The organism is Peribacillus sp. NPDC096448 (genome assembly GCF_044762675.1).
GTDB lineage: Bacteria > Bacillota > Bacilli > Bacillales > DSM-1321 > Peribacillus > Peribacillus frigoritolerans_B.
The window spans coordinates 85,468-109,072 of the sequence record NZ_JBIWEU010000014.1; the positions used below are offsets into that span (position 1 = coordinate 85,468).

The following is a 23,605-nucleotide window of genomic DNA, read 5'->3' on the forward strand; positions in this document are numbered from 1 at the left end:
TTATTTGCAGTTAATGCACGCTTCCCGGTCAAACTTCTCTGATATATCTTCACGAACAATATCCAAGCTTTCGCTGGTATCAACTTTCCATTCTTCACCTTTTTTACGAAAGACAATATTATCCTCTACTGAATTTTCACCATTCGGGTTTTTAAAATCGGTAAAAACATAATACCGTTCTAAATCTTCATCGAAATAGATTTCATAGCGAATATCTTCATACTTTATTCCGGACTCTTTTTGTTTTGTAGTTTTATGAATTTCATAAGACCCTTCCTTATAAAGCAACTCTTGCTCACGATCATAATCCCGATCAAAATTTGCTTTTTCCCACTCGTAAGCTAGTTTTGAAATATCTTCCGTAGTTGATGCACCCTGATTGCACCCGGTTAAAAGTGCAATCAAAGCAATAAAAGAGATGAATATTCTTTTCACATGAACGCCTCCTCGGTCTCTGCTCTTCCACGATCACTTTCTTTTGTATTGAAGGCGCAGATCCACTCATCAAACAAGACATCCGTCTGAATCTTGCCCGTTCGCCCGTACATATCCTCAATAATGCATTGACCTTCCGAAAGGTTTTTCAGCATATCCCGGTTGGCCTTGTTATCTTCCATCCCGAGGAATTCAATGATGTTTCCAGCTTCTTCGGTTGTTTTCGCTTTAAAGGCAAACTTCGTGCCTATATTCTCTTTGATTTGCGGCTTGTTGTATTCATACGTGGACTGTGTGACGATATAGACGGCGGAACGCAAGGCTCCCTGTACGAAGCAATTCATTAATCAGGCGATCCCCGGCACCCGTATTCATGAGCATCCATGCTTCCTCAAACACTGTCATCTTGACGACCGAATCATCTCGCGCGAATTTCGTTGCGAACTTGGCCAGTGGCTGCATGAGGGCAACAGCAATATGTTCGTCCCTCGTGGCTGCCCTTTCACCTTCATCCGGAAGATTCAAATTTTGAATCTGCAAGATATTCACTTGTTCATCAAGACTGATTCCGACAACATCACCTTCTGAAAACATCAGTTTCGCAACCCCGTTTGTTCCAATCTCATAAAGCAGGTCCCCCACATTTTTAATGTCCTGATCCTCCGCTGCCTGCAAGTAACGTACGACTTTCAGAAGGCCTGGCTTCTCTTCCTGCTGAAGGACATGACGAACCCCTTTATAAATGGCCGTTTTCACATTCCTTTCATTCGATTGAAGCTCCGATAAGTATTCGAGCACGCTAACGGCTGCATCCTGCGCCTCTTCCCCTTCAAGGAAGGTAAGTGGATCAAGCTTTCCCGCATCCTTCTTCTCGCTTGATAGAGTGATATAGTTGAAACTCTCAATTAATTCTTGAAAGAAGGGGGCGGTACGCCTCATTTCAGGCGTAAGGGCTTGCTTGAATTTCTTTTCCACCTCGTCCTTCGGGTCCGTCATCAGGACTTTCGCTCCGAAAAAGACGGCATTCAATAAAATATCTTTCAGGAGATAGGATTTCCCCATCCCTGTCGGTCCCGAGATGGTCACATGCGGGGAGGAATACTTGGATCCCTTTAAGCCCAAGTGGGCTAGGAATGGATGGTAAAAGACGAGAGAAGGAGAGCTTTCCATGCTTTCCCCATCATGCGATAAATTCTTACCGAGATAGAATCCCACGGTATTTCCGATTTTTCGTGTAAGGGAGAAAAGGGATTCGGCAAAGGATTCAGGCGTAAGGATCTGCTCCCAATCCCCTGCTATTATTTTGGCTGCTGGTAACGATTGATGGAATAAAAGGAGTTGGTCGGCAAGTGGCTGCACAAGTTCAATTTGCTGATCCTTAAAATCTGATTTGAGCCTTCTGGCTCGTTTTCGGACTTCTTCTTTAGTTGGACCATATACGACAAAATGGATGTGCGTTCTAAGAAGTGGTTTTCCTTGGTTTTTAATTTCATTTTCCAGTTCATGCAGGAGCTCACGTCCCGTATTGATTAAACTGTCGTCATCCTCATTCGCTTCAATCAATTGAGCGTCCTGATCGCGAAATCGCTTCTTTATGGTATTGGTTTGGTTCTCATCCTCTTTTTTTCTTTTGTAAATGGTCCGCATATTGACTTCTACCGGGAAATGATAGGACTGAAAAAAGTAAGCCCACTCCTTATGGCTTAAATCAACTGGAAATTCTGAAACAGGAAGGAAAGCACACCATGATTCATCATCCAGTTGACTAATATGGAGATAGCCGGCTTTCCCTGGATCGAGAATGCCTTCCGTCAGGCTGTAGACACTTCCATCAGCGTCAGGCTGTTTCTGGCCCCTTACGAACTGATGACGGATGATATAACGTAGTTCCTTCTCTTTCACCCTGAAGGCCCTTAGATAATGGTTCAAGGTCGTAAAGGCATCTTCCTCGGATTCCTCGAACATACTGGCTGTAAGATCGTCCACCTCATGCCCTCCAAAACCGGCAAGCTTTTGCAAATAACGGTTCATGCTTTTAATGGAAGAAGTAAAGGCACTGATGATACTTTCATCCAGATCCCTTTTCTTTAACTTCACGCCTACGAAAAATTTGTACTCTACGATATGTTTAGCTTCTTCACGCAAGATTTCTTTTGCCCGTTCCGCATAGTATTTTCCTGTTTCTGCATATTTCCCTTCATATTGTTGTTGCAGGCTTTCCATACGCTTATCAATATCAACAGGTATCGGCACGATTTTATAGTCAATTTCCTCAAAGGCCGCCATTTGCCAGGCGAGCCTTTGAAGTCGGTTCACCAGATGATTTTCAGCTTCCTGCTCATTTACGCCTACTGTATTCTCATGTACCCGATAATAAGACCAAGCCTCCAACTCATGCGTATAGATCACATTGTCTTTATAAGAATGAATCGGAAATTGAATCACGGGTTCACCCCCTTATTGAAATCGCTCGTATGACTGTGCTTTCTTCATCTGTGGTTGGTAAACGGGTTTATGGCTACTGTAACTAAATCGTTTAGTATACAAATATCGGAAGTATCCAATAAAAAAACGATCAAGTCGTTTACCGTCCAATTTGCTTCGACAGATCGCTCCGGCGATCATCCAAGGAAGGACGGCATAAAAAGCAAGCTGCAACGTCGTTGGCAGGACTTGGTTGATGCTCCCTCTGAAAAGAAAGAAGACACCAAAAAGCACGAGGGCAACCATGATCTGCCTGATCTCAATCCCCTTGGAAAAGACGAGGGATTTTTCATCTTTTCCAATTTTCCAAATTTTCAAGGGGTATTTGAAGAATTTCCGGTAGCTATAGGCAGCAGGCCTCATGAAAGACCTCCGCTTTTCACTTGATTCCAAATGGCATTGGCCATGCTTTCGAATTCACCCGGATTAGAGACGATCACATAGCAAACGACCGCAAAGATAAAGCTTGAGAAGAACATGCCCCAACGTTGGGATATAAAAGCTCGAACAATCATGACAACCATAACAATGAACAGGACCGCCGCGACCTGGGACGACACGTAATCTGTAAGACCTGTAATATCTGGCATGAAAATCATCCTCCTTTAGTGTGTTTTAATTCATGAACATAAAATTTATTGTTCTGCTTGCTCACAACAAGGGTAAACGGGTGTTTCGATTGTAGCCCCGTATTCGTCTCTTGTAAGAGGACCAGTGTCTTCACGATGTATTGCCCTTTTTTCTCCCCGTCATAGACCACAAAGCCTTCCAGGCCCTTATACTCGTAAAGGTCTTTAAGAGATTCGGGGGTTTCCATGAGATACGACATTTCCTCAGTAGAATTAGTCGTATAAGAAGTGAAAAATTGTGTCGCGAACTGCTTAAGTTCACTCTCTACCTTAGTATTCTTGTCTGCCTGGTCGGTTTTATCAGCAATGGCCGTCAATCGAGTATCATTCGGAAGAGCTTGATAGTAAGGCTGTTCCATTACGTTAAAGGAATTCCCGTCTGTCCCAAGCCGAACGACAATCATTTGCTGTTTCTTTCCTAGCGATTCATCTTTCCTAGAGGCCTTTTCTTCTTTCACGACCTCTACTTTGCCCTTTTTGTTTTTCTTCTTCACTTCCACCTGTTCTTTTTTCTCTACGATCTTGAAAAGTTCATATTCTATACGATACACATAACTGGCCGCTGCTTCCGAAATATCTTTCACATCATATAAACTAGCACTCTTCAAAACTCTTTTCCCTTTAAACTCTGAAAGGTTTTCCAACTGTCCAACTTCTAACCCTTCTGCAAGAAAGCTTTGGAGTGCCTTAGATCGTTCTTCTCGCTGCTTTTCTTCATCGGGTACGTTGATATAAGTATCAATAAACTGTCTGGAATAATTTTCACCAGCTGGTGAATTGGCGAAACCCACTTCATTTAGGCTCGCGATCTGCGCCGCGGCTTTGTCTTGGTATCCATTAACCTTCTCGTTCAGGAAACCTGTTCGAGACCATGATAGAAAGGTCAAAAAGATCACTCCTAAAAGGACAAGCCAAAATACAATGCTAAAGGCCATTCGCCCATTAAATCGCGACGTTTTAAGTCGCCTTTCATCTTTCAACACTTTCTTGCGCCCTCGATTTGCATGGTTCTTCAATCCCTGTTTCAACGCATCAAGAAGCTTCATTTGGTGGAATCCCCCCTAATTCTAGTGCGTTTCGAACATAGACTCGTCGGAAATAGGTATCACCTATACCTTCTTCTACCATTTTACGATTGATGAAAATTTCACCGATTTGCAAATTTTTAATCTCGCTCGGATTGGCCTTAAACCGTTCTACATCCCGAACCGTTCCCATGGTTGCTTCATAACGTATTCGAGGATATTTTTTTTCAATCTGTTGCGTGATTTCCTGGTCGGAATACGTACCAAAAACTTGGGCGATCCGTTCAGCGTCTTTGGAAGAATTGACACGGCCTGTTGCGATAATATTACAGTTTGAAATGATTTGCTCCGTCATGATTGGGTCAATGGCATCAATATCAGACAACGTTTGGGTGGAGATAATGCATTCAAAGCCAGCAGAACGTGATTTATTGACGATATCCACGATCCTGCGATCACCATAGGCAGAAAACTCATCATACACTCCAAAAATCGATTTACGTCCTTGGGCTTGTCTATAAGCTACCAAACTATTTACATCCAAAATGATCATTTTTCCAATCTTTTTAATGTATTCGGCATATCGGCTTCCGGAAATGCTGAAAATGACGACGTCGTTATGATCGGTAATTTTTTGAAGATCAATGCCGTTCTCCCTTTCCACAAATAAATGACCAAGATCGGATTCTAGGAGCTCACCCAGTTGCATTTTCAATCGTGTCAGGCATCCCTCGACAATTTCTTCCGAAAATTCATTATCTAACACCTTTTTTATACGCTGCATGCCCTCTTCAAGCTTTGTGACATATCGTTTCCGTTTTTCTACAATCATTTTTTTGACCGTTTCCTTCTTTGGTTCTGCATTGGCTATAAAACCGCTTAAATCGTCATCCGTTGTAGATGCCGCCTGCCTTTCGACAATGACTTCTTCCTCTATTTCAACCCCGAGCTCTTCTTCGATTTCTACTTGGCTGCTATGTTCTCTGAAAAATTCGCTCATGTATTTATAATTGGTTAACTTCAAAATCGTCTTGAGGTCTCTAGGAACCCCTGCTTCATCAATCAACTTGACCACCAATTGCAAATAACGGGAAGCAATATCGGTATAGTAAGCCCCATCCCCTTCATTCGAAAAACTAAAAAGCGACATGAGCTTATCTCGAGTTTCCGTTGGGGTGCCATTCTTGATCGGATTGTATGTGAGATCGTCCATTTCGGAAAATAGATACACGTTCCTGCCATAGGCTTCACACAAGGCCTTAAATTCAAGCATGGACTTCCTTTCGCCCTTCCCATCCATGAAAATAACCGGTTTGTCCTGTTGCAAAGCCGCTTCCATTAGGGAAGCAATCAACGTAGTCTTGCCAGTACCGGTTCCTCCTGTTGCTAGCATGTGATAATTGAGCTCTGTTGAATGAAGCGTTACACGCTCTTTAAAATCGGAGTACCCCACAAACACTTCTTTAGACGGTTTATTTCGATACTGTTTCTGCTTCTTATTCAAAAACTTCACTCGTTTTTTACGGAAAGCCTTATATTTCTGCTCTTCTTTTTGCTTCTTCACCTCTCCAGATTTGGTGGTCACCCGCTTTTTCCAAAAGTATTTGGCGAAGATAAAAAATCCAAATGAAAATAGAAAGGCTAAACCGAGTAAAACAAGATAGGAAGTACTGGTCACGGCAATGGTATCCCCCTGATTGAGGAATTTTTCCACACCAGCCGACATATAAGGAATATTCATTTCTGAAATCAATCCAAAATAACTGAGGAGTCGCCCTGTTTGAAATTGCCAAAACAAAAGGATGACCCCGGCTGAAAGGATAACGTAGGAGATCCAATCCCGCTTAAAGAGGGTAAGGATCGCGAAAATCAGTATTCCAAGCATGGCCGGAAGGAAAAAAAAGACTCCAATTATGCCGATTAATCCGTAAATCACTAGATCGCCAATAATCTGATCGGTTTCAGTCTGCTTCGGCTCTCCCTGGCTTTCCATCGGTCCCAACCGGCAACACCTCTTCCCAACGTTCTTCCAAAATGATAGAAGGTACATTACGCACAGTAATCTTGCTGGCATTAATCAACGGCTGTTTGGCCTGATTGATCACATTATGAATTTTTACGTCATTCGCAAAATAAATCACCTGATCGTAGGCGTAAAGCTGATGGTCCTGTCGTCCACCGGAAAGCATGTCATCAAACATCTTAAACTTGTAATCATAGCGCTTACGATCTTTCTTGTTCAATTCCAGCTCAACCCAAGTGGTAGTCACATTCCCATCCGTTCCTTTAAAAAAGAAAACAGCATCTGGAATTCGGTCTCGATTATCATTGTAGGCCTTCAATTTACTTCGATTATCTCCTTCTCCTATCATAGAAAAACGAATTTCTCTCTCTGTCCGATATTTAAAGTCAACAGCCTGCTTTTCCGATTGTAGTTCGTAAAAGAGGATTAAGTCGGTAATAAGAAGATCATGCTGCATGGTATAGATCGTTGCCTTATTTGGAACGGTTACATTGACATTCGTTAATTTCCTGGCCTCAATCGTTCCAAGATAAACCCCTACTTTATGTGCAATGCGTTCATGCTTGACAAACTTTTGCCCTTCTAATTTTCGTAGCCTGCGATAAACTCGGTGAATGTTCGGCTCCCTGAATTTCAACATGATTTGTTTGGCCGTCACCATACCATTCCTCAAAATAAACGATAAATACTCCAAATCTTTCTCTTTCAACGAAGTGTACTTTAGCATTACCAAAAATATCATCCTCTTCTAGAAAATATAGGAACCACTCTCCCTCTTGAAGTTTACCAAAATAGTTACTAGTTTCATAAATAAAACCGCAGATAAAGCAACAACTGAATTCACGATAGAAGTATACTCAGGCCCAGCCACAACACAAAATCATAAGACAAATCCATAAACCGATTAAACTCTTATTCTTTTATAAAAATGTATGTTTATACAATCCTTTAAAATAATATCACCCTTGTTAAACCCTTGACATTTAGCTCCCCTGCTTACCATTTTCTCCACTTTCTTATTCCCTTTACCCTGACCTGGATCTTGAACTTTTTTTATTCTTGAACTTGATATTTGACCTTGAACTTAATAACTTTAACTTATTTCTTATCTCTTGAACTACCTAACTATCACTCCTCCCCATTATCTAATATCTAACCTGACCACCCAATCACACTTTGAATATCCCCGCCTTTAGTCGAGTAGCAGAAGACCTCGGCTATGTTTACGTAGTATAGGCGAGGTCTTCTGCAGGTAACGAGAATAAACAGGGGGTATTCAGCCCTTTGTGTGATTGGGCTGGTCGCCATTTCATAACCGCAAATAACAAAGACATTCATTCCCGTTCCATTTACGTATAGGAATCTATAATATTTGTTATTTTTTTACTTATTTTAAGTCTACTAGACGTACATTTGTTTGGCAATGTTTGTAAAGAGAATTGATTAAAAATTACCATATTTTTGGATGATCACTTATGTATAATCGCCTACATTTCCTTATAGTCTAATACTAAAATCACCTGATCATCAAACAAGAATAAGGACTTAAGATACCTAGTTTCAGGTTCTTAATGAAAACAACTAAAGATTACTAAAAATCTAAGATGACCTTTTGAAATTTCAAAAATCCCACTAACTAAAATCCCCTATATGTATAAAATAATGAATGGAAATTGATAACTAGCAATTATCCAAGCTGCTACTACTCTCCCCACAAAATTCATCTATCCAGTTACTAACCATTCAAATACCCCTACATTCCCCAGATAAAATTAGATCAACAAAAGTGATCATCAACAAGAACACCCTAGCCTCCATAGAAACACTAAGTATAACTAGGGGCAATAATTCTTATAAAACCACAAGGACAGGATACTATAGATATGTATTGGCAGATTGGCTTATTATTTTAAGAAGTCCTCTTTTCCGGTGGAGAAGATCCTGACCTATATATTATATCCACTTCATGCGTCAACAATTCGGCTTCCAATGTGGGTAATGGAAGGACAGCCGTAAATTGATTCGGAACGGGCAGCAATTCGGCAAAAGTCAGCTGGGCTTGGCGAATGTGATTCCTACGTAATAGTAACAAGTTTTGGAATAGCATGGAACGGCTGGCCAGTTTAGTGACTGCCCCGCGTCCGCGGCCTATCGTAAACTTTTTGAGTTTACTAGATTGCTTGCAGACCTCTTTAAGCGTGGAGAGGGGCATTCCAAAGATTTCAGCAAGGTTTTTCAAAGAAGCCTCCAAAAACGGCGTTTCAGGGCTTGTATGGGTATCCAGATAGGAAATGATATCCTCTTCCCACTCCTTATAATGGGATCGCACTCGTTCTTCCCGAGGCTTTTTGAATTTATACCACCCTTCCCTTCCCTTAAATTTAGCTTGTCCATTTGTCCAAAGCTCGAGTAAGTCTTCCACATATGAACGCTTTACGCCCTTATATTTTCCTGAATAAGCACTCTTCAGGATTCGTTCAAATTCTCTTTTGTTAAGTGGTTGTTCGAGGTTGCTGTTGAATTGATCAAGTTCATCATAAGCTTCTTCGATTGTCTTACCACTCGCAAAATTGGCAAGTGCAAGCGTCATGAGCGCATTATTGCGGCTGGAGCCATAATGCCCCTTCTCGATATGTGTAGCCTGAATAAGCGCACGATACCAGTCCGAGGATGTTTGATCGATTGCTGGTGCATTCTTGTTGTAGACCACACGCAGGAAATTCCTATTCTCCTGCTCTTCATACTGTTTGGACCAGGTAAGCAATAGGCTTGTATTGGCAGGCTGGTCATAGAAATCCAGTACATTGTCTTCTCTTGGGATGCGGTAGAAGCCGAAAGGGATACATCCGGTATCGACCGGTACATATTTCTTAAGCGCTTTTCGAATATTTTCTGACAGGCGCTCGGCCACTCTTAAAGCCTTGTAATCGTGTTTTTTGTTTATGTGGAAGGGAGTTTCCAGGACAAAGAAGACCTGGAATCCCCTTGGAGTTTCCAGCAGAAGATTTGGCCTTGGTAATCCCAATTCCTCACATCCAAGGTAAAGGGCGTACAAATCCACTTCCTTCGAATCTATATCAAGTCCTATGACATGAATTTGTTTAAGGTTTTCACGCTGATGCCCCTTGATGATGCGTTTTTTGAAATCATAGTATGTACCACCTCGGTAGGTATTGGGTGTCCAGTGTGACAGGTTTTGATACTTTTCCTGAAGCGTTTCGTAAGAGGTCACGACGTAGCCTTTTCCCTCCACAAGTTCGGCCTTGGATGGCGATACAAAGACCACGCCTTTATGATTCTTGGATTCGCTCATAGCTTTCTCGTATGCAACCACCCTGCTTATAGGTTGGCGGGTACCCTTTTTTTTGTATAGAAGCAAGCCATCATGGGTCATAAATTTCATGATTTCAACGATTGAATGAAGGCCTCTTTTACGATTTTCTGCCAATGGAGTTCCCATGATTTGCACCTTCCTCCTAATACTTGATACAAACAGCTAAAGTTAAAATAAATTGCACCGATTTACACTTCTTACATGGAACTTTTTGTTGAATAAAGTATATCGAACTCGACTTTTGAAAAATGGTGCTCTCTAAGAGAAATGCACCAAAAACAAAAAAGCCCCTGAGGCTTAGAGCCCCAAGGGATAGAAAAAAACATTAAATTTTTTTATTATGCAAGTTACGCTCGCTTTTTGCACCAAAAAGGCCAATAATGGACCAATTGTGCACATATATCAAATTGAATAGGTTACTGAAAAAAACAGTTATATTAAGCATCGTGAACGTAAAACCAAAAATTTTGCCAAACAGGTTACGCTCAACTTTATGGTCATGTGGTGCACTTTTGGTATACAGGTTACGCTCAACCTCTAAATATTCCTTCAAAAGGTGAGTGCAATTTTAAGGTGAAGAAAAGTAAATCGGTGCTGAATGGTTGTTTCACCAACGTTTCCCCCACCTACACAGGTTCCGCTCACTTCGTCTCCGAAAATATAAGTTTGGTGCATTTCTTTCATAGGATAGTACACAGGTTCCGCTCGAATTCATTGTATTGGTGCATATTATACTCAATATCCCCAAAAAGATTTCAAAGTGGCATTTTCTAAGATTTCATGATCACTAAAAAATGTGCCACATATAGGGCATATGTGGTGCATTTCATCTATGAAATGGTACACAGGTTCCGCTCACACATAGAATGATGGTGCATTTTAAAAGCTCAATTTCAAAGGAATATTTCTAATAGTGAAGTGACTGACTATTCCTCCTTGTTTTAAAGCGTTTAGCTAGTGCAGAATTCCTTATTATTAGAGGTATGGAAGGAATTAGACTGGAACTGGTGCATTTGCACCATTAATTCGAAACCTGTGTAGTAAATGGTGCATTTACTCTTCGAAATGTGGTCCACTCTTGTTATAATGATAAAAAAGTGGTGCATTTTAGATGATAAGGTTCTAATCTTTCCACCCAAGGATTCCCTGCAATAGAGAGGATGGGGTTGTTGTTGAGGTATCAGGACATACATGATCGTATGATTTTGAACTATGAGTTTCTGAAAATTTCTATTTTCGAAGAAACCAAGATTTTATTTGAAGATCGTCCTTATATTTTGGACAAATGGAGACAGGAAGCCTATCGTATGACAGAGGAAGAGGTAAAAAATCAGGTTCCGGGCTTTACCATGGGACCAAGCTTCCGGGCCTTATTTTCCTTATTCACTCAAACGTTATACTTCGAAAAACTTATAACAAAAGAAATGATAAAAAAGGCCGTGGACAGTTATCAGGATACAATCAAGGTCATATTGGCCGGACATTTCATACACGAATTCCCGATGGACGAGATAAAACGCAGTGCGAACGAAGAGAAAATAAGTGAGGCCTTGAGCCGTCACTATATCTATTCAAGCATGGATATTGACTATCATTTAATGAGAGACATCGTGACAAAGAAAAAGGACTTTAAAAAAGGAGAGGCTGGTCTCTTGGCAACCGAGATTATAGACAACCGTGGACACGTTAGAGGATTAGCTGAAATAAGGCCCCCAGAATCACAGAAAGCTGAGCTAGCTTCCGATCAACAGGAAATGTGGCTTGAACTAATAGAATCCACTATAAACTCATTGGATGAAATGACCGCCGACCTCTTTGACTTAATTACATATTTATGGATGGTCTCGCCCAAGTCCATTGACGGGTATATTGAGTTTCATAGCAATGATGCCTTACAACTTAGGAACCTGAAAAAACGGACTGCACAAGGACGGGAACTGGACTTCCGTGAGGAAGATCGCTTCAATATCATGAAACGGGTAGCTGCACTTTCAAGCATTTGGATCTCTCTGGGCAATCAACAGGTAAAAGTGATCAACACCCAGGATATCCAGGACAATGAACTTTATGAATTCAAGGATTTCCAGAGAATGTTCGAAATCGGAAAAATCCGTGTTGCTTATGATAAAAAGACAGGGGAAGCGAAAGGGATATATGCCGTACAGGTAAAGCCATCCCCTATTCTTACCCCTTACTTAGATGGACCAAATCGCACACTTGGCTTGTTGGATTTAAAAGTGTTTCAGTATAGCCACTACACTCAGCGCGAACACAAGCGATTGACCCGCTACCTAAATCTACAGTGGAAAATCAGGACCATTAGAAGATCCTTGCATCAACCGTTTAAGGTCTCTACCCTGTTGAAAATAATGGACATATCCAGTCGATATAACGGGGTGCAAAAAAGGGATAAGTTTGAAAACGTTTTGGATGAATTGCAAAAGGACAGCGTGATCAGTAGCTGGAGCTACACCGAGGAGATCGATGAAGAACAAGTTGGAAAAAAGGGATGGTTCCAAGGCTATTGGACCAAGTTGAATGTGCTTATTCTACCAACAGACATTGTCGTTAAAGAGAACCAGAAAAAAATGATGATAGATTCAAACCGCTTGGTGAATGAGGAAATTATTGAACGGATGAATCAGATAAGTCACGAAAATTCGATTTCAGAAGACCTTTTTTTCTCCCAGGACTTTTCACTAAATGAGTTGGCTCCTACACTTGAAATGGAAGACTCCATTGAGATTCCATCCAAAGTGACATCCGTGATCACCACTAACCTTCCGAAAACAGAGCAGCAGGTATTTCATTTTGGACCGGAAAAGGAATTGGCGCTTTCTCCTGAGACGATGAGAGAAATGATGGACTCCCAAAATATGAGTATACGACAGACGGCAGAGGAAATCGGCATTTCCCACTCTACCCTTTCGCGATACCTAAGAAAGGAAAATAAGCGTCAAAACAACAAGAACGATGAAAAAATGCTCAATTGGATAAAAGAAAAATCCAAAAGACAAAACTCTAATTGATTATCGTTAGAGTTTTGTCTTTTTGTTTACTCCCTACATCGGAACAGGAAATTCTCAATTGCATGCAATTTGCATTCAAGTTTGACAGTTGCATACAAAAAGCATACAATTACATTAGATTTCAATGAAAATAAATGAAACCAAGGAGGAATCTATTAAAAATGGCTAGATTTGTATCAGTTGATGTTGGTAATGATGCGGTGAAAGGATTCTTGGGAAGTATTGAAAATCGTGTATACATACCTAACGTTATAGCAGAAGTGCAAGATCGGGAAATTGTGGAGATGGAAAAAAACATATTGAATGGATTACATGTGGAGATTACTTCATCCGCCTTAAAAAATAAAAACGGAAGTTTTGCAGTCGGAAAGTTAGCATCCAAGTATCCAAATAATGACGAATTAACGCCAGACCAGGATAAATCCGAAAGTGACCAACCTGTCATCATGCTATTGACAACCCTTGCTTATGATGCCGTGGAACAATTCCCTGAAGAAGATGGTGTGATTGAAGCCACATATTACTTATCAACAGGATTGCCCCTGGATGAAACTAAACAAGGAAAAGCTAAAGACTTCCGAAAAAAGTTGAAAAACTCACAACATGAGGTAAAATTCTTAAAAACACCTTCCCTAGAAGGTAAAATTATTCGGATTAAATTCGAGCAAATACTTGTGAATACGGAAGGATTCGCAGCATTTGTGGATTTGACAACAAATGATGACGGTTCTACCAAAAACGAAGAACTCATAGGAAAAACAATACTCATCAACGATATTGGGGGCTTATCAACGGACTCAGCCATCATCACCGATGAAGCTGAAGTGGATAATGAATACAGCAATGGAATAAAAAGAGGTGTATCCACCTATTTGGATAACATTATCAAGAAAGTCTATTCCAAATACAAATACACCATTAAAAGTAGACGCACCCTCGTAGAAATCATCACAAATGAACAGCCTGATGAACAATATCATATCTGGGTTAATGGGAATAGAGTCTCCATAAAGGATATCATTGATGAAGAATTATCCGTTTTGGCCAAAGAAGAATATAAATTAATTAAAGATATGTGGCGGAATGTTCCGGATATAAGACTGGCCTATCAAATTGGGGGCGGATCCTTAGTGTTAAAACCTTACTTGAATGCACTGAATCAAGCTGACAAAAACTACCCTCTCCGTTTCGTTTCGGAAGATGACAGCGTATGGATGATTACACGAGCCTATTTTAAAATTTTGCTTATGTATTTACAAAGTAAAGGGATATCTACACAAAACGTGGCAGCTACAAAAGAGTGATATAAATCCATGGAACAATTTGAGCCTGGAAAAACCATCTCTTTTCGCTTACCCTCTGACACCCCTTTACATGTCAGTGAGTATTTAATAAGCAGGAAAAAGGAATTAGGCAGGAAATTCAGTAGTGAAATAGCTCCGATCTTTGTTAAGGCTGTTTCGCAAAAAGCCTTGGGGAATACAGATAGTGATCAAATCACCATTAGTCTGCCCGAAGGTTTGACAGCTGAACAAAAGGAATGGATGAACCATCCTAATACAAGGGCATTGATTGGTCAACTTCTTTATCAGGTAGTGACCAAGCCTAATAAAGCCTTTGAATTTAATCAGACTCTTGAAAATAAGCAAGAAGAAAACACCGCATTTAAAGCAAATGCAGCCATTCAAAAATTTGCACAAAAAACATTCTTAGATTTTGACGACGACGACTAACCCTATCCTTTGATGGGGTTTTTCCTGTTATAGACAAAATCAGTCAAAATCAGAGAAAGGACATTGCTTATTGAAAGTCAAATACATATAGAAAGCTATATAGAGCACAAACAACTTGAATTCTACATTTTTTTGTTACTCACATGGTTAGAATGTTACCCCTCCCCCAAAGTTGCAGCAAACAAATCTCTTTATATAGATCAGTGGTGTTCTGTAAACTAAATATAGTCTATAAATTTATCAGGATTTAAGCTACAGATGGTTGAATTAAAGGAATAATCTCCCCCTGCTCCAAAATGGCTATAACTTTCTCCTTAAATAAAAAATTATAAAGCAAAAATGGCCATCTTATAATTCTTTTTTATTTTGTTATTCGTTACTAGTCTTGTATAATATTATTAATCATGTGGTCCATTTGTATTTTGTGTTCCACATATAGGCTATAATTTAGAGGCTACATCTATTCCATATATTCACTAAATCTAAATAGGTAGTTTTCAAGTTTCAAAACAATGTATCTTATCTAACTTAAGTAAAGGAACTTATAGAGCACATATACTCTATAATCTATAAATGGTCTATAAACTATCTTTATATAGCCTACATAAACCCAGATCCATAAATAGAACATTTTTTTAATCATATTCTTTTTACCACTTAACTGTTACTGCAAATACAACAGTTACTGGTGTAGACCATATATGTTTTGTATTCTACATATAGACCATATTATAGAGGAATATCTACACCATATATTCCTTGTTGCTAACTTAAGAAAAGAAACTTAGAGGGCACATATACTCTATAATCAATAAATAGTCTATAAAGTATCACCATATATAGCCTACATGAATCTGGAACTACAGCTAGATAATTATATTAACCTTTTTCATTCTATTATTTAACTGCTACTCCAATTATAACAGTTACTAATGTAGACCATTTGTGTTTTGTATTCTACATATAGACTATAATCCAGAGGCTACATTTCAATACTAAAAACCAATTTCTAGACAAGGTTTTTCGAGTCTACGATCAACGGTCATTTTCTTACTTAATTAGAAAAAGGGTATAGAGCACAGATACTCAATAAACCATAAATAGTCTACATAAACAGAACATCTTATTATTCTTTCTATTACTACCGGTAAAACCGTTATATATGTAGACCATTTGTGCTTTGTGTTCTACATATAGTTCATTATTTAGAGACTTTTAATAAATAAGACAAAAAAATAAATTTAGGGGGTTCAAAAATGTCAGAAGAAACCTTTTGGAAAATTAGCGATTTTGTAGAAACGTTAAAAACTCATCTGAACAATCAAAATATACATATTAATACAGTGGACGGTTGGTTTAAACGGTTAGAGAAAGAACGCCTCCATTATATAAATCGTACTCTAGAAACCAATGAAAAGGTGTACGATGAATTAGATTTAAAAATTGCAATGTTTATAAAGAAGAGAAGGGAAGAGAAGTGGGCCTTATCAGCAATTTCAAATGATCTCTCAAACTTTTTTGAGTTAAGACCATTCCCTGTAAAAAAAGAGAAACCTGCTCCATATGTAGACAATATGGAGACTTTGAAAAAACAGATAACAGATGAAGTAAAGAAAACTTTTGAAGAAATGGCTACCGCAAAAGTCGAAGAGTTGAAAAGCCAATATGAACAGTTACTAAACGGCTTGCCCAAACCACCATCTATAGAAGAAAGAAAGAACCAAAGCTTTCAAGCGATGGTGATCCAGAGAAAGATTGAAAATTCACTGGAAGAGGAGGCGAACCAGGCATGGTCCAACTTGCCTGAGGATCAACGCCTTAAGAGGGTGGGTTTTTTTAGAAAAGACATCGATTTGGAGAAAAAGGACCAGTTTGTCCGTACTTATATCAATGACCGTTTTGTGGAACGGTTGAAAAAAGAAATGGAACTGGAAAAGTAGAAAATGAAAAGTCTAGACCCTAATTAATATGGGGTATTATACAAAATTTATAATTTCTGAAAACTAAAGGGTGGCGTTACTTCTAGAAGGAAGTGACGCTTTTCTTGTTCAACTATCGGGGCAGATTAGTTGAAGAAGAAGTTGATGATAATGGTAATATTTAGATATAGGGGTTCAGCCACATGCCAATCAAGGTAAGGTATCATAATACCCCCAGAACGAAAATTTTGTGCATTTTACCGTTTTTATCGTTTTGGGGTAACTCGTTATTGTTAGCTTGATGTGCATGTGGTAGGACCCCTATTTATAAAGAACAACAAAAATTGAGTGGGATACGGCTGTATTAATAGCTATGTCATAGAAACCATGACATTTTGACACTACCGTATGTGACAGAAAAACACTTAGAATCAAAGAGCAGTTTTTAACGCATTAACAATAAAATGAGGAGGGGAGATTTTCATTGTGTATGATAAAAATATAAAGTGGCGTGAATGAAGAAACTTGATTAATAAGTCTTACTTTTTAAAGGAGAAGGGAGAAGAAAAAATGACATTATCTCAAAGAATTATAAAGAAATGGCTGTTACCGTTTGTTTTATGCTTTTCAATGATTTTTGTAATTTTCCCTCAATCTAAAGCAGATGCTGGCTCTAATACTAGTACATTTGAATTTAATACTTATTCAAAATCACGTGAACATCGAATTACAAACGTAGGACGAGGAGCAAATATTTCTTTTTACACTGATTCTTATTGGTATAAAACACATACATCTACTTGGGAAACACAAGGAGGAATACAGAATGATGGAGCACTTTCTGTTAAACTCTGTAGAGCAGGTACCTCAACATGTACTACAACTAAATCATTTCGATATACTGCTCCAACATTTACAAATATGAACGGTGGAGATTATGACGTTTATGTTTATGATAATGAAACATATTGGTACCACCATGGAGATATGTTATACGAAGTTTGGAGATAATTGTTGGATGAAAAATAAAATTATTAAAGTAAGGGAGTACTGTATTAACCAAACTACACCCCCTTATTCTATGTATACTATATTTCCATTCTTCTCTTTAGTGCAACTAGGATTTTCCAAAAATGATCAAACTTTTTTATATAGAAGTTAATCCATTACATTAAATAAGAGCATGTTTTGATTAATCTTTTTTCAAAACATGCTTTTTCTAATTGCTCTTATATTAAGGTTATTAGTGTTAATTTGATCAAAATTTATTTCAAAGCAACAAATGCGGCTGCCTTTTATCATGCTCACATCAGTTTGCACTAATGATTTTCTGTGTATTTAGAATGTCTAAAAGTTAAAACTTTAAGACATTCTAAAATGCAGTAAAATTATTTGTTTATTTATTCTTGTTTTATGTCTAAAAGTTAGTCTATAATTAACTGTATAAAAGATTTAAGACTTATAGACAGAGGGTGATACATATTGCTAATTGGTTATGCGAGGGTTTCAACTACTGGCCAAGATTTAGAAACACAAAAGGAAATCTTGGAAAATGAAGGGTGCAAAAATATTTTTGTTGAAAAAGTAACCGGAACAAGTACAAAACAAAGAACCCAACTTTATGAAGCTATTGAATTTGCCCGAGAAGGAGATACATTAGTAGTAACGAAAATAGATCGTTTAGCTCGTTCTATTATGGACTTAAATAAGATAGTTCATGAATTAGCTGAAAAAGGGGTTAATGTAAGATTTGTAAAGGAAGATATGAAGTTTGATGGTTCAAACGAAGGAAACAGCTTACAAACACTGCTTTTTAACATTTTAGGTTCATTCGCACAATTTGAACGTGATCTTATTGTAGAAAGAACAACAGAAGGCCGGGAGAGAGCAAAAAGGCAAGGGAAACATATGGGAAGACCAGGACAAGACGAAAAGACTATAAAACGGGCTATTAAGCTATATAATGAACGTGTAACAAATGGAATGAGTGTGAATGACATTGTAAAAGCTACAGGAGTTCCACGTTCCACCTTATATGCAAAAATTAAATAATATAAATTTGGTGAAAGTACTGATAATCAGGTTTATTAATAAATTCGAAATTGAAAACCCCATTTCCAATAGGTAGTGACAATATAGAAAGTGCGCGACTTTTTAATGTCGTGGGTATTATTTAGTAGGGCGTCCGGAAACGATGATTCGTGCCTAATATTTATGGAAAATACTCAAATATTAAGTGTCTGATTTTTTCAATTAAAGTACAATAATAGTAAGAATTTCAATCGAACGCACTCCAGCTAAAATTAATCCAAATAAAAACTTGGAGGTTTCAAATATTGTTTTATTTAACTCCCTTTAATACTAGAAGATATAGACCAGGATTTCATTTAGTTAGCGATAATTGGAATGATTATGGATTCTATACACTTTTCAACCTATTTTATCTTGATGAAAATTTAAATGAAACCGAGATTGGGCATGTCAAGATTGGTTATAAAGGGCAAGAAGAAGGATATATTCAGCTTCAAAACTCTTTCAATAGTCTTCCTAACGATTATTTTTCTCTAGGACAAAGTGTGAAATTTTATAGTAAACTTCGTAGGCTAGGCGATGATGTTAGAATCGATTGTTTAATCGGTTTAAATGATTTAGCATACTTTGAAAATATTTACGATGAGGTCATCGAAGAAGAAGTAGTAAAATCGTCATTGCTAAGACAAGTGAATAAAAAAATAATAAATACACAATTTAGAAGAATAGCTCATGGTGGCGCAATTTTAACTGAATATGATTTTAAATTTGATACACAATCAGGAGATAAAGTTTCTACATTTAATTTTGAAGTAATACCTGAATCATTACCCCCAACCAACATCCATACCATTATTGGTACTAACGGTTCAGGAAAAACTACAACTCTTAAAGGAATTATAGATGGATATTTAGGAAATAGTTTAAATGAGGAATTTTCAAATGCTATATTTATTTCCTTTAGTATTTTTGATAAAAATGGCCATTATGAATCCACTAATTCAGGAAAAGAATATTATTATGTAGGTGTCAAAACTCACGATTCAAAAACAAAATCACAAGAAGATCTGAAATTAGAATTTCATAATTCGATTAAAAGTATACTATCAAAAAAAAGATACCACTACTTACTTCAAATGTTGGTAATATTAAATTCAGATTATAATTTAGAAAAATTTGGTTTAATAAATATTCTAAAACAATTTTTCAATACTTCTCAAGATAATGAAGCTGTAGAAAAATGTAGTTCTTTACTTAGCGAAGGTTTTGATATTCTTAGTTCTGGTCATCAAATAATATTATTATCAATAACTAAAATTGTTGATTTAATAGTAGAAAAAACATTAATTCTTATTGATGAACCAGAAACACATCTACATCCACCTTTATTATCAGCCTTTGTCCGTGCAATTTCAGAAATTACGATTGCAGAAAATGCTGTAGCTATATTAGCAACCCACTCACCCGTTGTATTGCAAGAGGTACCTAAATCATGTGTATCTATTATACGGAAACATGGAGCTCAGATGAATATTACTCGTCCTCGTTTCGAAACTTTTGGGGAAAATATAGGTGTCTTAACAGAAGAAGTATTTGGACTAGAAATCCCTAAAACAGGATTTCATATGCTACTTAGAAAAGAAGTTGAAAAAACCCCCAATTATGATGAGGTTCTTAATCTCTTTAACAATGAACTTAGTATCGAAGCAAAGTCAGTTATTCGAACACACTTAAATGAAATAAATGGAGAAAAATAAGAGGATAACTATATGTACTTATTAACTTTACCAGAATATAGGATTGAAGATTTTTTTGATGAGATGCTAGATGGTCGGCATGATAATCACAAAAATAAATTCTTTAAAACTAGATTATTGTCCATAAAACCTTTCCTCCAAGATGCTCAAAACGATTACCGAATATTAGGTGAAAATAAATTACTTCACACACTTACAGAGCACAATACCATTAGTATACCTACTAATGCTGAGTTAGGTGATTTAGTCCCTAGGATCATCAGTGCTACAGAAATGGAAAAGGTATATTCGAACTTTCTAGTTGATAACCCTTATTCAAATAAGATTGGACGTACAGTGTATGATTCAATTTTATCGAATACATATTATAATCTTTGTCCGTACTGTTCACATCGAGAGGTTAAGACAGTAGATCATTATTTACCTAAAACCAAATTCGTCTCGTTTGCAATTACGCCCGAAAATTTGCTACCTTGTTGTTCGGACTGCAATAAAGATAAATTAGATGATTACAACCTTAATGAAGATAAAATGTTAATTCATCCTTATTTTGATGATATAAGTAATCAAGATTGGTTAAAATGTAAAGTTGTTGATAACACGTGGCCAATCACATTTTCTTATGATGTTTCAGATGCAATCGTAGATTTAGTACTTAAATCGCGTATCAATTATCAATTCAAGCTACTTAATTTAAGTAAATTATATGCTGACAACGCTACAAGAGAATTTAATAAAAGAGTAAAATCATTAGTTAAAGAATATATTTCTAACCCTTCAAACAAGGCTAAAGATTTTATTAGTGATAATCTAGTATCATATCAATCTGAAAATCCGAATTCATGGCAAACAAAAATGTTTGAGGCTTTAAAAAATTCTAGTTGGTTTATAGAAACTGCTCTCCCACAACTACAAAGCAATTATAGAAAGTTTGATTCTCAGTTAACGAGTAGAAGCTAGTCTATTTTAGTATTAACTCCTTATGGGGTCTGTCAAGAAAGATTATTTTACTGGGGAAGGGATGTAAAAGTCGCAGTATCTATCTCAAATAATGAGAAACAATTACATTTTAAAACCTTAGAAGGTCCAGCTGTATCCATGAGTGCTACCCATAAAGGGCGCGACAGTCGGTGGTACACCGTGGTCGTCGGAGTCAGACTAACGGATGGGCTCAAAGGCACCATAGTTCAACGACCTTCTTCGCCAGCCATTAAAACATTATCGACATAGAGACCAATTTTCATTCTCTGTGGTGAAGCGCTGATTTTTGCGCTTCATGGATGGCTAACGGGTGCGTTAGTTGATTAAGGAAGATGTTTAAACGACTTATTTCTGCTGATGGTTAAAGAAAATTTTAACACCGTCTGAATAATAGGACGGTGTTAAGTGTGTTTTATAAAAGCAAAATTAAATAACTGTATTGTCACCGATCAGTAAGTTAGTTAAATGTATGCTTTTTATGCAATTTTTTTAAATCAATGATTTTGAAAAAAAGTAGAAATAGTAGATAACTAAGCAAGGAAATCGTTAAAGATATAACCAATATCACGATTGAATTTGTAGTCTTACTTTCAATATATTTAAATGTAATTAACCCACCGTACCCCATGATAATACCGGATAAAGTAACTTTGATAGTATCGATTAAGTTTAAATAAAACCCAATTAATTTTTTAATTGAAAAGAAATGAAGGGATGTACCTAAGGTCAATCCTATATTTAAAGATAGGGCGACTCCATAAATCCCTAATTCAGGGTTTGAAGCAAGAAGGACTATTGAAATTAAGGATATTATAGAAGCCACTAAATTATTTATCATGACAGTTTTCGCTTTTCCTAAACCAATCAGTACTGCTTGAAAGGGAGTACGGAAATAGTGTAATAGAAAGAATGGCCCCATGTTTTTAAGAAAAGTACCTGCTTCTGGTGACTTATATATCAGAGTCGTTAAGGGCTCTGCAAAAACGTACAAAATAATTGTCCATGGAACGCCTACAATCAAAGCTATGTTTACAGCTTGTTGAATTCTTTTCTTAATGAGAAGCTGATTATTATTCTCTTTCGATTCACTAATGGCTGGTACTAAAGCTACTGATAAAGAATTCGTTACAAAACCCGGAAGAAGCATTAAAGGTATAGCATATCCCATCACAATACCATATTGTTTTGTAGCTAAAGCCGTTCCAATACCGGCCAGAGCCAAACTTTGTGTAATCAGAATGGGCTGAATGATTCCTACCAAAGATTGTATAAAGCCGTTTCCAGTTGTCGGCAGACCAGTTTGAAGTAAATCGAAGAAAATTTCCTTACCTTTGCTGAGCTGTTTAATAAAGGAATGGTGTAATTTGAATTTTTTATGTTTGGACCATTTAAAAACAGAAAATAAATATAGTAGAGAAAATCCTTCTCCAATAATTCCACAAAGTACTGCCCCAGCTGCAGCATATTCGATTCCGTAAGGAAGAAGCCACTGAACTAGAAAAAATATAAGCCCAATTCTAACAACTTGCTCAATTACTTGGGATAGCGCAATTGGCGTCATGTTTTGTTTGCCACGGAAATATCCTTTTATGACTGAAGAAACTGCCACAATAGGGACTATCGGTATAACAGCAAGTAAAGAATAATAAGCTCTTTGATCTGTTAAAAAATGTGAAGATAATGCCTTAGCACCGAAAATTGCAATAATCATTAAAATAAATCCTAATAAGCTAGTAGTTACTAATGATACAACCAGGATTTTTTTTACACGTCTATAGTTTCCCTTTACTTCAGCTTCAGCAACCAGTTTAGATATAGCTATGGGAAGTCCTAACGTAGTTAATGTAATTAAAAGACCTGTAACAGGCATTGCCATCATGATAAGTCCGACGCCTTCAGGACCTATTACATTTGCTAATACTATTCCGTTGGCGAATCCCAATATCTTTGTAATGAATGCGGCAACTGTTAAAATCATAGTTCCTTTAAAAAGAGTTTGTTTAGTCATCAATTATTCACCCTTTATCTTGTCCATATTTGAATATATGCATGATAAAGGTAAACTAGCTTTCTATTTTTTCTTTTTGTAGAACTAACGGGTGCGTTAGTTCCATAAGGAACACAAAAATGATCAATCTTTTTTATAAAAGAATAATCCAATTAAATATTATAAGGGCATGTTTTAATTAATCTTTTTTCAAAACATGCTCTTTCTATTTATTCAT

General features: G+C 37.4%; 18 protein-coding genes and 1 pseudogene. 9 read left to right on the plus strand and 10 right to left on the minus strand.

Annotated features, from left to right (window positions below; translation table 11 throughout):
• The 9 genes from ACIQ0C_RS21425 to ACIQ0C_RS21465 all read right to left on the minus strand — a co-directional run bounded on the left by ACIQ0C_RS21425 (nucleotide 1) and on the right by ACIQ0C_RS21465 (nucleotide 10,056).
• Entirely contained in the window at nucleotides 1-435 is a 435-nt protein-coding gene (locus ACIQ0C_RS21425; protein ID WP_403063772.1) for a hypothetical protein, read from the minus strand.
• The gene (locus tag ACIQ0C_RS21430; protein WP_403063775.1) at nucleotides 432-779 is read right to left on the minus strand and encodes an ATP-binding protein; all 348 of its coding nucleotides are present in this window, start codon (nucleotides 777-779) and stop codon (nucleotides 432-434) included. The genes ACIQ0C_RS21425 and ACIQ0C_RS21430 overlap by 4 nt, the downstream gene beginning before the upstream one ends.
• The gene (locus ACIQ0C_RS21435; RefSeq protein ID WP_403063778.1) at nucleotides 715-2,880 is read right to left on the minus strand and encodes an ATP-binding protein; all 2,166 of its coding nucleotides are present in this window, start codon (nucleotides 2,878-2,880) and stop codon (nucleotides 715-717) included. The genes ACIQ0C_RS21430 and ACIQ0C_RS21435 overlap by 65 nt, the downstream gene beginning before the upstream one ends.
• Nucleotides 2,881-2,892: 12 nt before the next feature.
• Nucleotides 2,893-3,282 (minus strand): TcpE family conjugal transfer membrane protein, encoded by a 390-nt coding sequence (locus ACIQ0C_RS21440; RefSeq protein WP_403063781.1) that lies wholly within the window; start codon nucleotides 3,280-3,282, stop codon nucleotides 2,893-2,895.
• Nucleotides 3,279-3,509 carry a TcpD family membrane protein gene (locus ACIQ0C_RS21445; protein WP_016236199.1) on the minus strand — a complete coding sequence of 77 codons (231 nt, stop codon included), beginning with the start codon at nucleotides 3,507-3,509 and terminating at the stop codon, nucleotides 3,279-3,281. The genes ACIQ0C_RS21440 and ACIQ0C_RS21445 overlap by 4 nt, the downstream gene beginning before the upstream one ends.
• A 5-nt stretch (nucleotides 3,510-3,514) precedes the next feature.
• A complete protein-coding gene (locus ACIQ0C_RS21450; RefSeq protein ID WP_403063785.1) occupies nucleotides 3,515-4,594 on the minus strand; it encodes a conjugal transfer protein in 1,080 nt (359 codons plus the stop codon).
• The gene (locus ACIQ0C_RS21455) at nucleotides 4,581-6,566 is read right to left on the minus strand and encodes a type IV secretion system DNA-binding domain-containing protein (RefSeq protein WP_403063831.1); all 1,986 of its coding nucleotides are present in this window, start codon (nucleotides 6,564-6,566) and stop codon (nucleotides 4,581-4,583) included. Before ACIQ0C_RS21455 ends, ACIQ0C_RS21450 begins: the two co-directional genes overlap by 14 nt.
• Entirely contained in the window at nucleotides 6,535-7,329 is a 795-nt protein-coding gene (locus ACIQ0C_RS21460; protein WP_403063788.1) for a hypothetical protein, read from the minus strand. The genes ACIQ0C_RS21455 and ACIQ0C_RS21460 overlap by 32 nt, the downstream gene beginning before the upstream one ends.
• Before the next feature lie 1,176 nt (nucleotides 7,330-8,505).
• Complete coding sequence (locus ACIQ0C_RS21465) at nucleotides 8,506-10,056, minus strand: primase C-terminal domain-containing protein (RefSeq protein ID WP_403063791.1); 1,551 nt, start codon at nucleotides 10,054-10,056, stop codon at nucleotides 8,506-8,508.
• Between the two features lie 1,043 nt (nucleotides 10,057-11,099).
• Here ACIQ0C_RS21465 and ACIQ0C_RS21470 point away from each other — a divergent pair.
• From ACIQ0C_RS21470 to ACIQ0C_RS21510, 9 genes and pseudogenes are all read left to right on the plus strand, one after another.
• A complete protein-coding gene (locus ACIQ0C_RS21470) occupies nucleotides 11,100-12,959 on the plus strand; it encodes a helix-turn-helix domain-containing protein (RefSeq protein WP_403063794.1) in 1,860 nt (619 codons plus the stop codon).
• 161 nt (nucleotides 12,960-13,120) lie between these two features.
• Complete coding sequence (locus tag ACIQ0C_RS21475; protein ID WP_403063797.1) at nucleotides 13,121-14,263, plus strand: Alp7A family actin-like protein; 1,143 nt, start codon at nucleotides 13,121-13,123, stop codon at nucleotides 14,261-14,263.
• Between the two features lie 9 nt (nucleotides 14,264-14,272).
• On the plus strand, nucleotides 14,273-14,692 hold the full coding sequence (locus ACIQ0C_RS21480) for a hypothetical protein (protein ID WP_289336461.1): 420 nt from the start codon (nucleotides 14,273-14,275) through the stop codon (nucleotides 14,690-14,692).
• Between the two features lie 1,256 nt (nucleotides 14,693-15,948).
• Entirely contained in the window at nucleotides 15,949-16,632 is a 684-nt protein-coding gene (locus ACIQ0C_RS21485; protein ID WP_403063801.1) for a MerR family transcriptional regulator, read from the plus strand.
• Nucleotides 16,633-17,181: 549 nt separating this feature from the next.
• Nucleotides 17,182-17,622 (plus strand): hypothetical protein, encoded by a 441-nt coding sequence (locus tag ACIQ0C_RS21490; protein ID WP_403063804.1) that lies wholly within the window; start codon nucleotides 17,182-17,184, stop codon nucleotides 17,620-17,622.
• 468 nt (nucleotides 17,623-18,090) lie between these two features.
• Nucleotides 18,091-18,663 carry a recombinase family protein gene (locus ACIQ0C_RS21495; RefSeq protein WP_403063834.1) on the plus strand — a complete coding sequence of 191 codons (573 nt, stop codon included), beginning with the start codon at nucleotides 18,091-18,093 and terminating at the stop codon, nucleotides 18,661-18,663.
• A 284-nt stretch (nucleotides 18,664-18,947) separates the two neighbouring features.
• On the plus strand, nucleotides 18,948-20,399 hold the full coding sequence (locus ACIQ0C_RS21500) for an AAA family ATPase (RefSeq protein ID WP_403063807.1): 1,452 nt from the start codon (nucleotides 18,948-18,950) through the stop codon (nucleotides 20,397-20,399).
• A 12-nt stretch (nucleotides 20,400-20,411) separates the two neighbouring features.
• Nucleotides 20,412-21,359, plus strand: a complete 948-nt coding sequence (locus ACIQ0C_RS21505; protein ID WP_364277985.1) for an HNH endonuclease — start codon at nucleotides 20,412-20,414, stop codon at nucleotides 21,357-21,359.
• A 9-nt stretch (nucleotides 21,360-21,368) separates the two neighbouring features.
• Nucleotides 21,369-21,482, plus strand: a pseudogene (locus ACIQ0C_RS21510) (cytidine deaminase); the annotation flags it as partial.
• A 355-nt stretch (nucleotides 21,483-21,837) separates the two neighbouring features.
• Here the strand turns inward: ACIQ0C_RS21510 and spoVB are convergent.
• Nucleotides 21,838-23,388, minus strand: a complete 1,551-nt coding sequence (spoVB, locus tag ACIQ0C_RS21515; RefSeq protein WP_403063810.1) for a stage V sporulation protein B — start codon at nucleotides 23,386-23,388, stop codon at nucleotides 21,838-21,840.
• Nucleotides 23,389-23,605 lie beyond the last annotated feature (217 nt).

What these genes read in the sequence shown, in the direction of transcription:
- ACIQ0C_RS21430 (WP_403063775.1), bottom strand. Translation starts at nt 779, where the DNA reads ATGAATTGCTTCGTACAGGGAGCCTTGCGTTCCGCCGTCTATATCGTC.
- ACIQ0C_RS21440 (WP_403063781.1), bottom strand. Translation starts at nt 3,282, where the DNA reads ATGAGGCCTGCTGCCTATAGCTACCGGAAATTCTTCAAATACCCCTTG.
- ACIQ0C_RS21445 (WP_016236199.1), bottom strand. Translation starts at nt 3,509, where the DNA reads ATGCCAGATATTACAGGTCTTACAGATTACGTGTCGTCCCAGGTCGCG.
- ACIQ0C_RS21450 (WP_403063785.1), bottom strand. Translation starts at nt 4,594, where the DNA reads ATGAAGCTTCTTGATGCGTTGAAACAGGGATTGAAGAACCATGCAAAT.
- ACIQ0C_RS21455 (WP_403063831.1), bottom strand. Translation starts at nt 6,566, where the DNA reads ATGGAAAGCCAGGGAGAGCCGAAGCAGACTGAAACCGATCAGATTATT.
- ACIQ0C_RS21465 (WP_403063791.1), bottom strand. Translation starts at nt 10,056, where the DNA reads ATGGGAACTCCATTGGCAGAAAATCGTAAAAGAGGCCTTCATTCAATC.
- ACIQ0C_RS21475 (WP_403063797.1), top strand. Translation starts at nt 13,121, where the DNA reads ATGGCTAGATTTGTATCAGTTGATGTTGGTAATGATGCGGTGAAAGGA.
- ACIQ0C_RS21480 (WP_289336461.1), top strand. Translation starts at nt 14,273, where the DNA reads ATGGAACAATTTGAGCCTGGAAAAACCATCTCTTTTCGCTTACCCTCT.
- ACIQ0C_RS21485 (WP_403063801.1), top strand. Translation starts at nt 15,949, where the DNA reads ATGTCAGAAGAAACCTTTTGGAAAATTAGCGATTTTGTAGAAACGTTA.
- ACIQ0C_RS21490 (WP_403063804.1), top strand. Translation starts at nt 17,182, where the DNA reads ATGACATTATCTCAAAGAATTATAAAGAAATGGCTGTTACCGTTTGTT.
- ACIQ0C_RS21505 (WP_364277985.1), top strand. Translation starts at nt 20,412, where the DNA reads ATGTACTTATTAACTTTACCAGAATATAGGATTGAAGATTTTTTTGAT.
- spoVB (WP_403063810.1), bottom strand. Translation starts at nt 23,388, where the DNA reads ATGACTAAACAAACTCTTTTTAAAGGAACTATGATTTTAACAGTTGCC.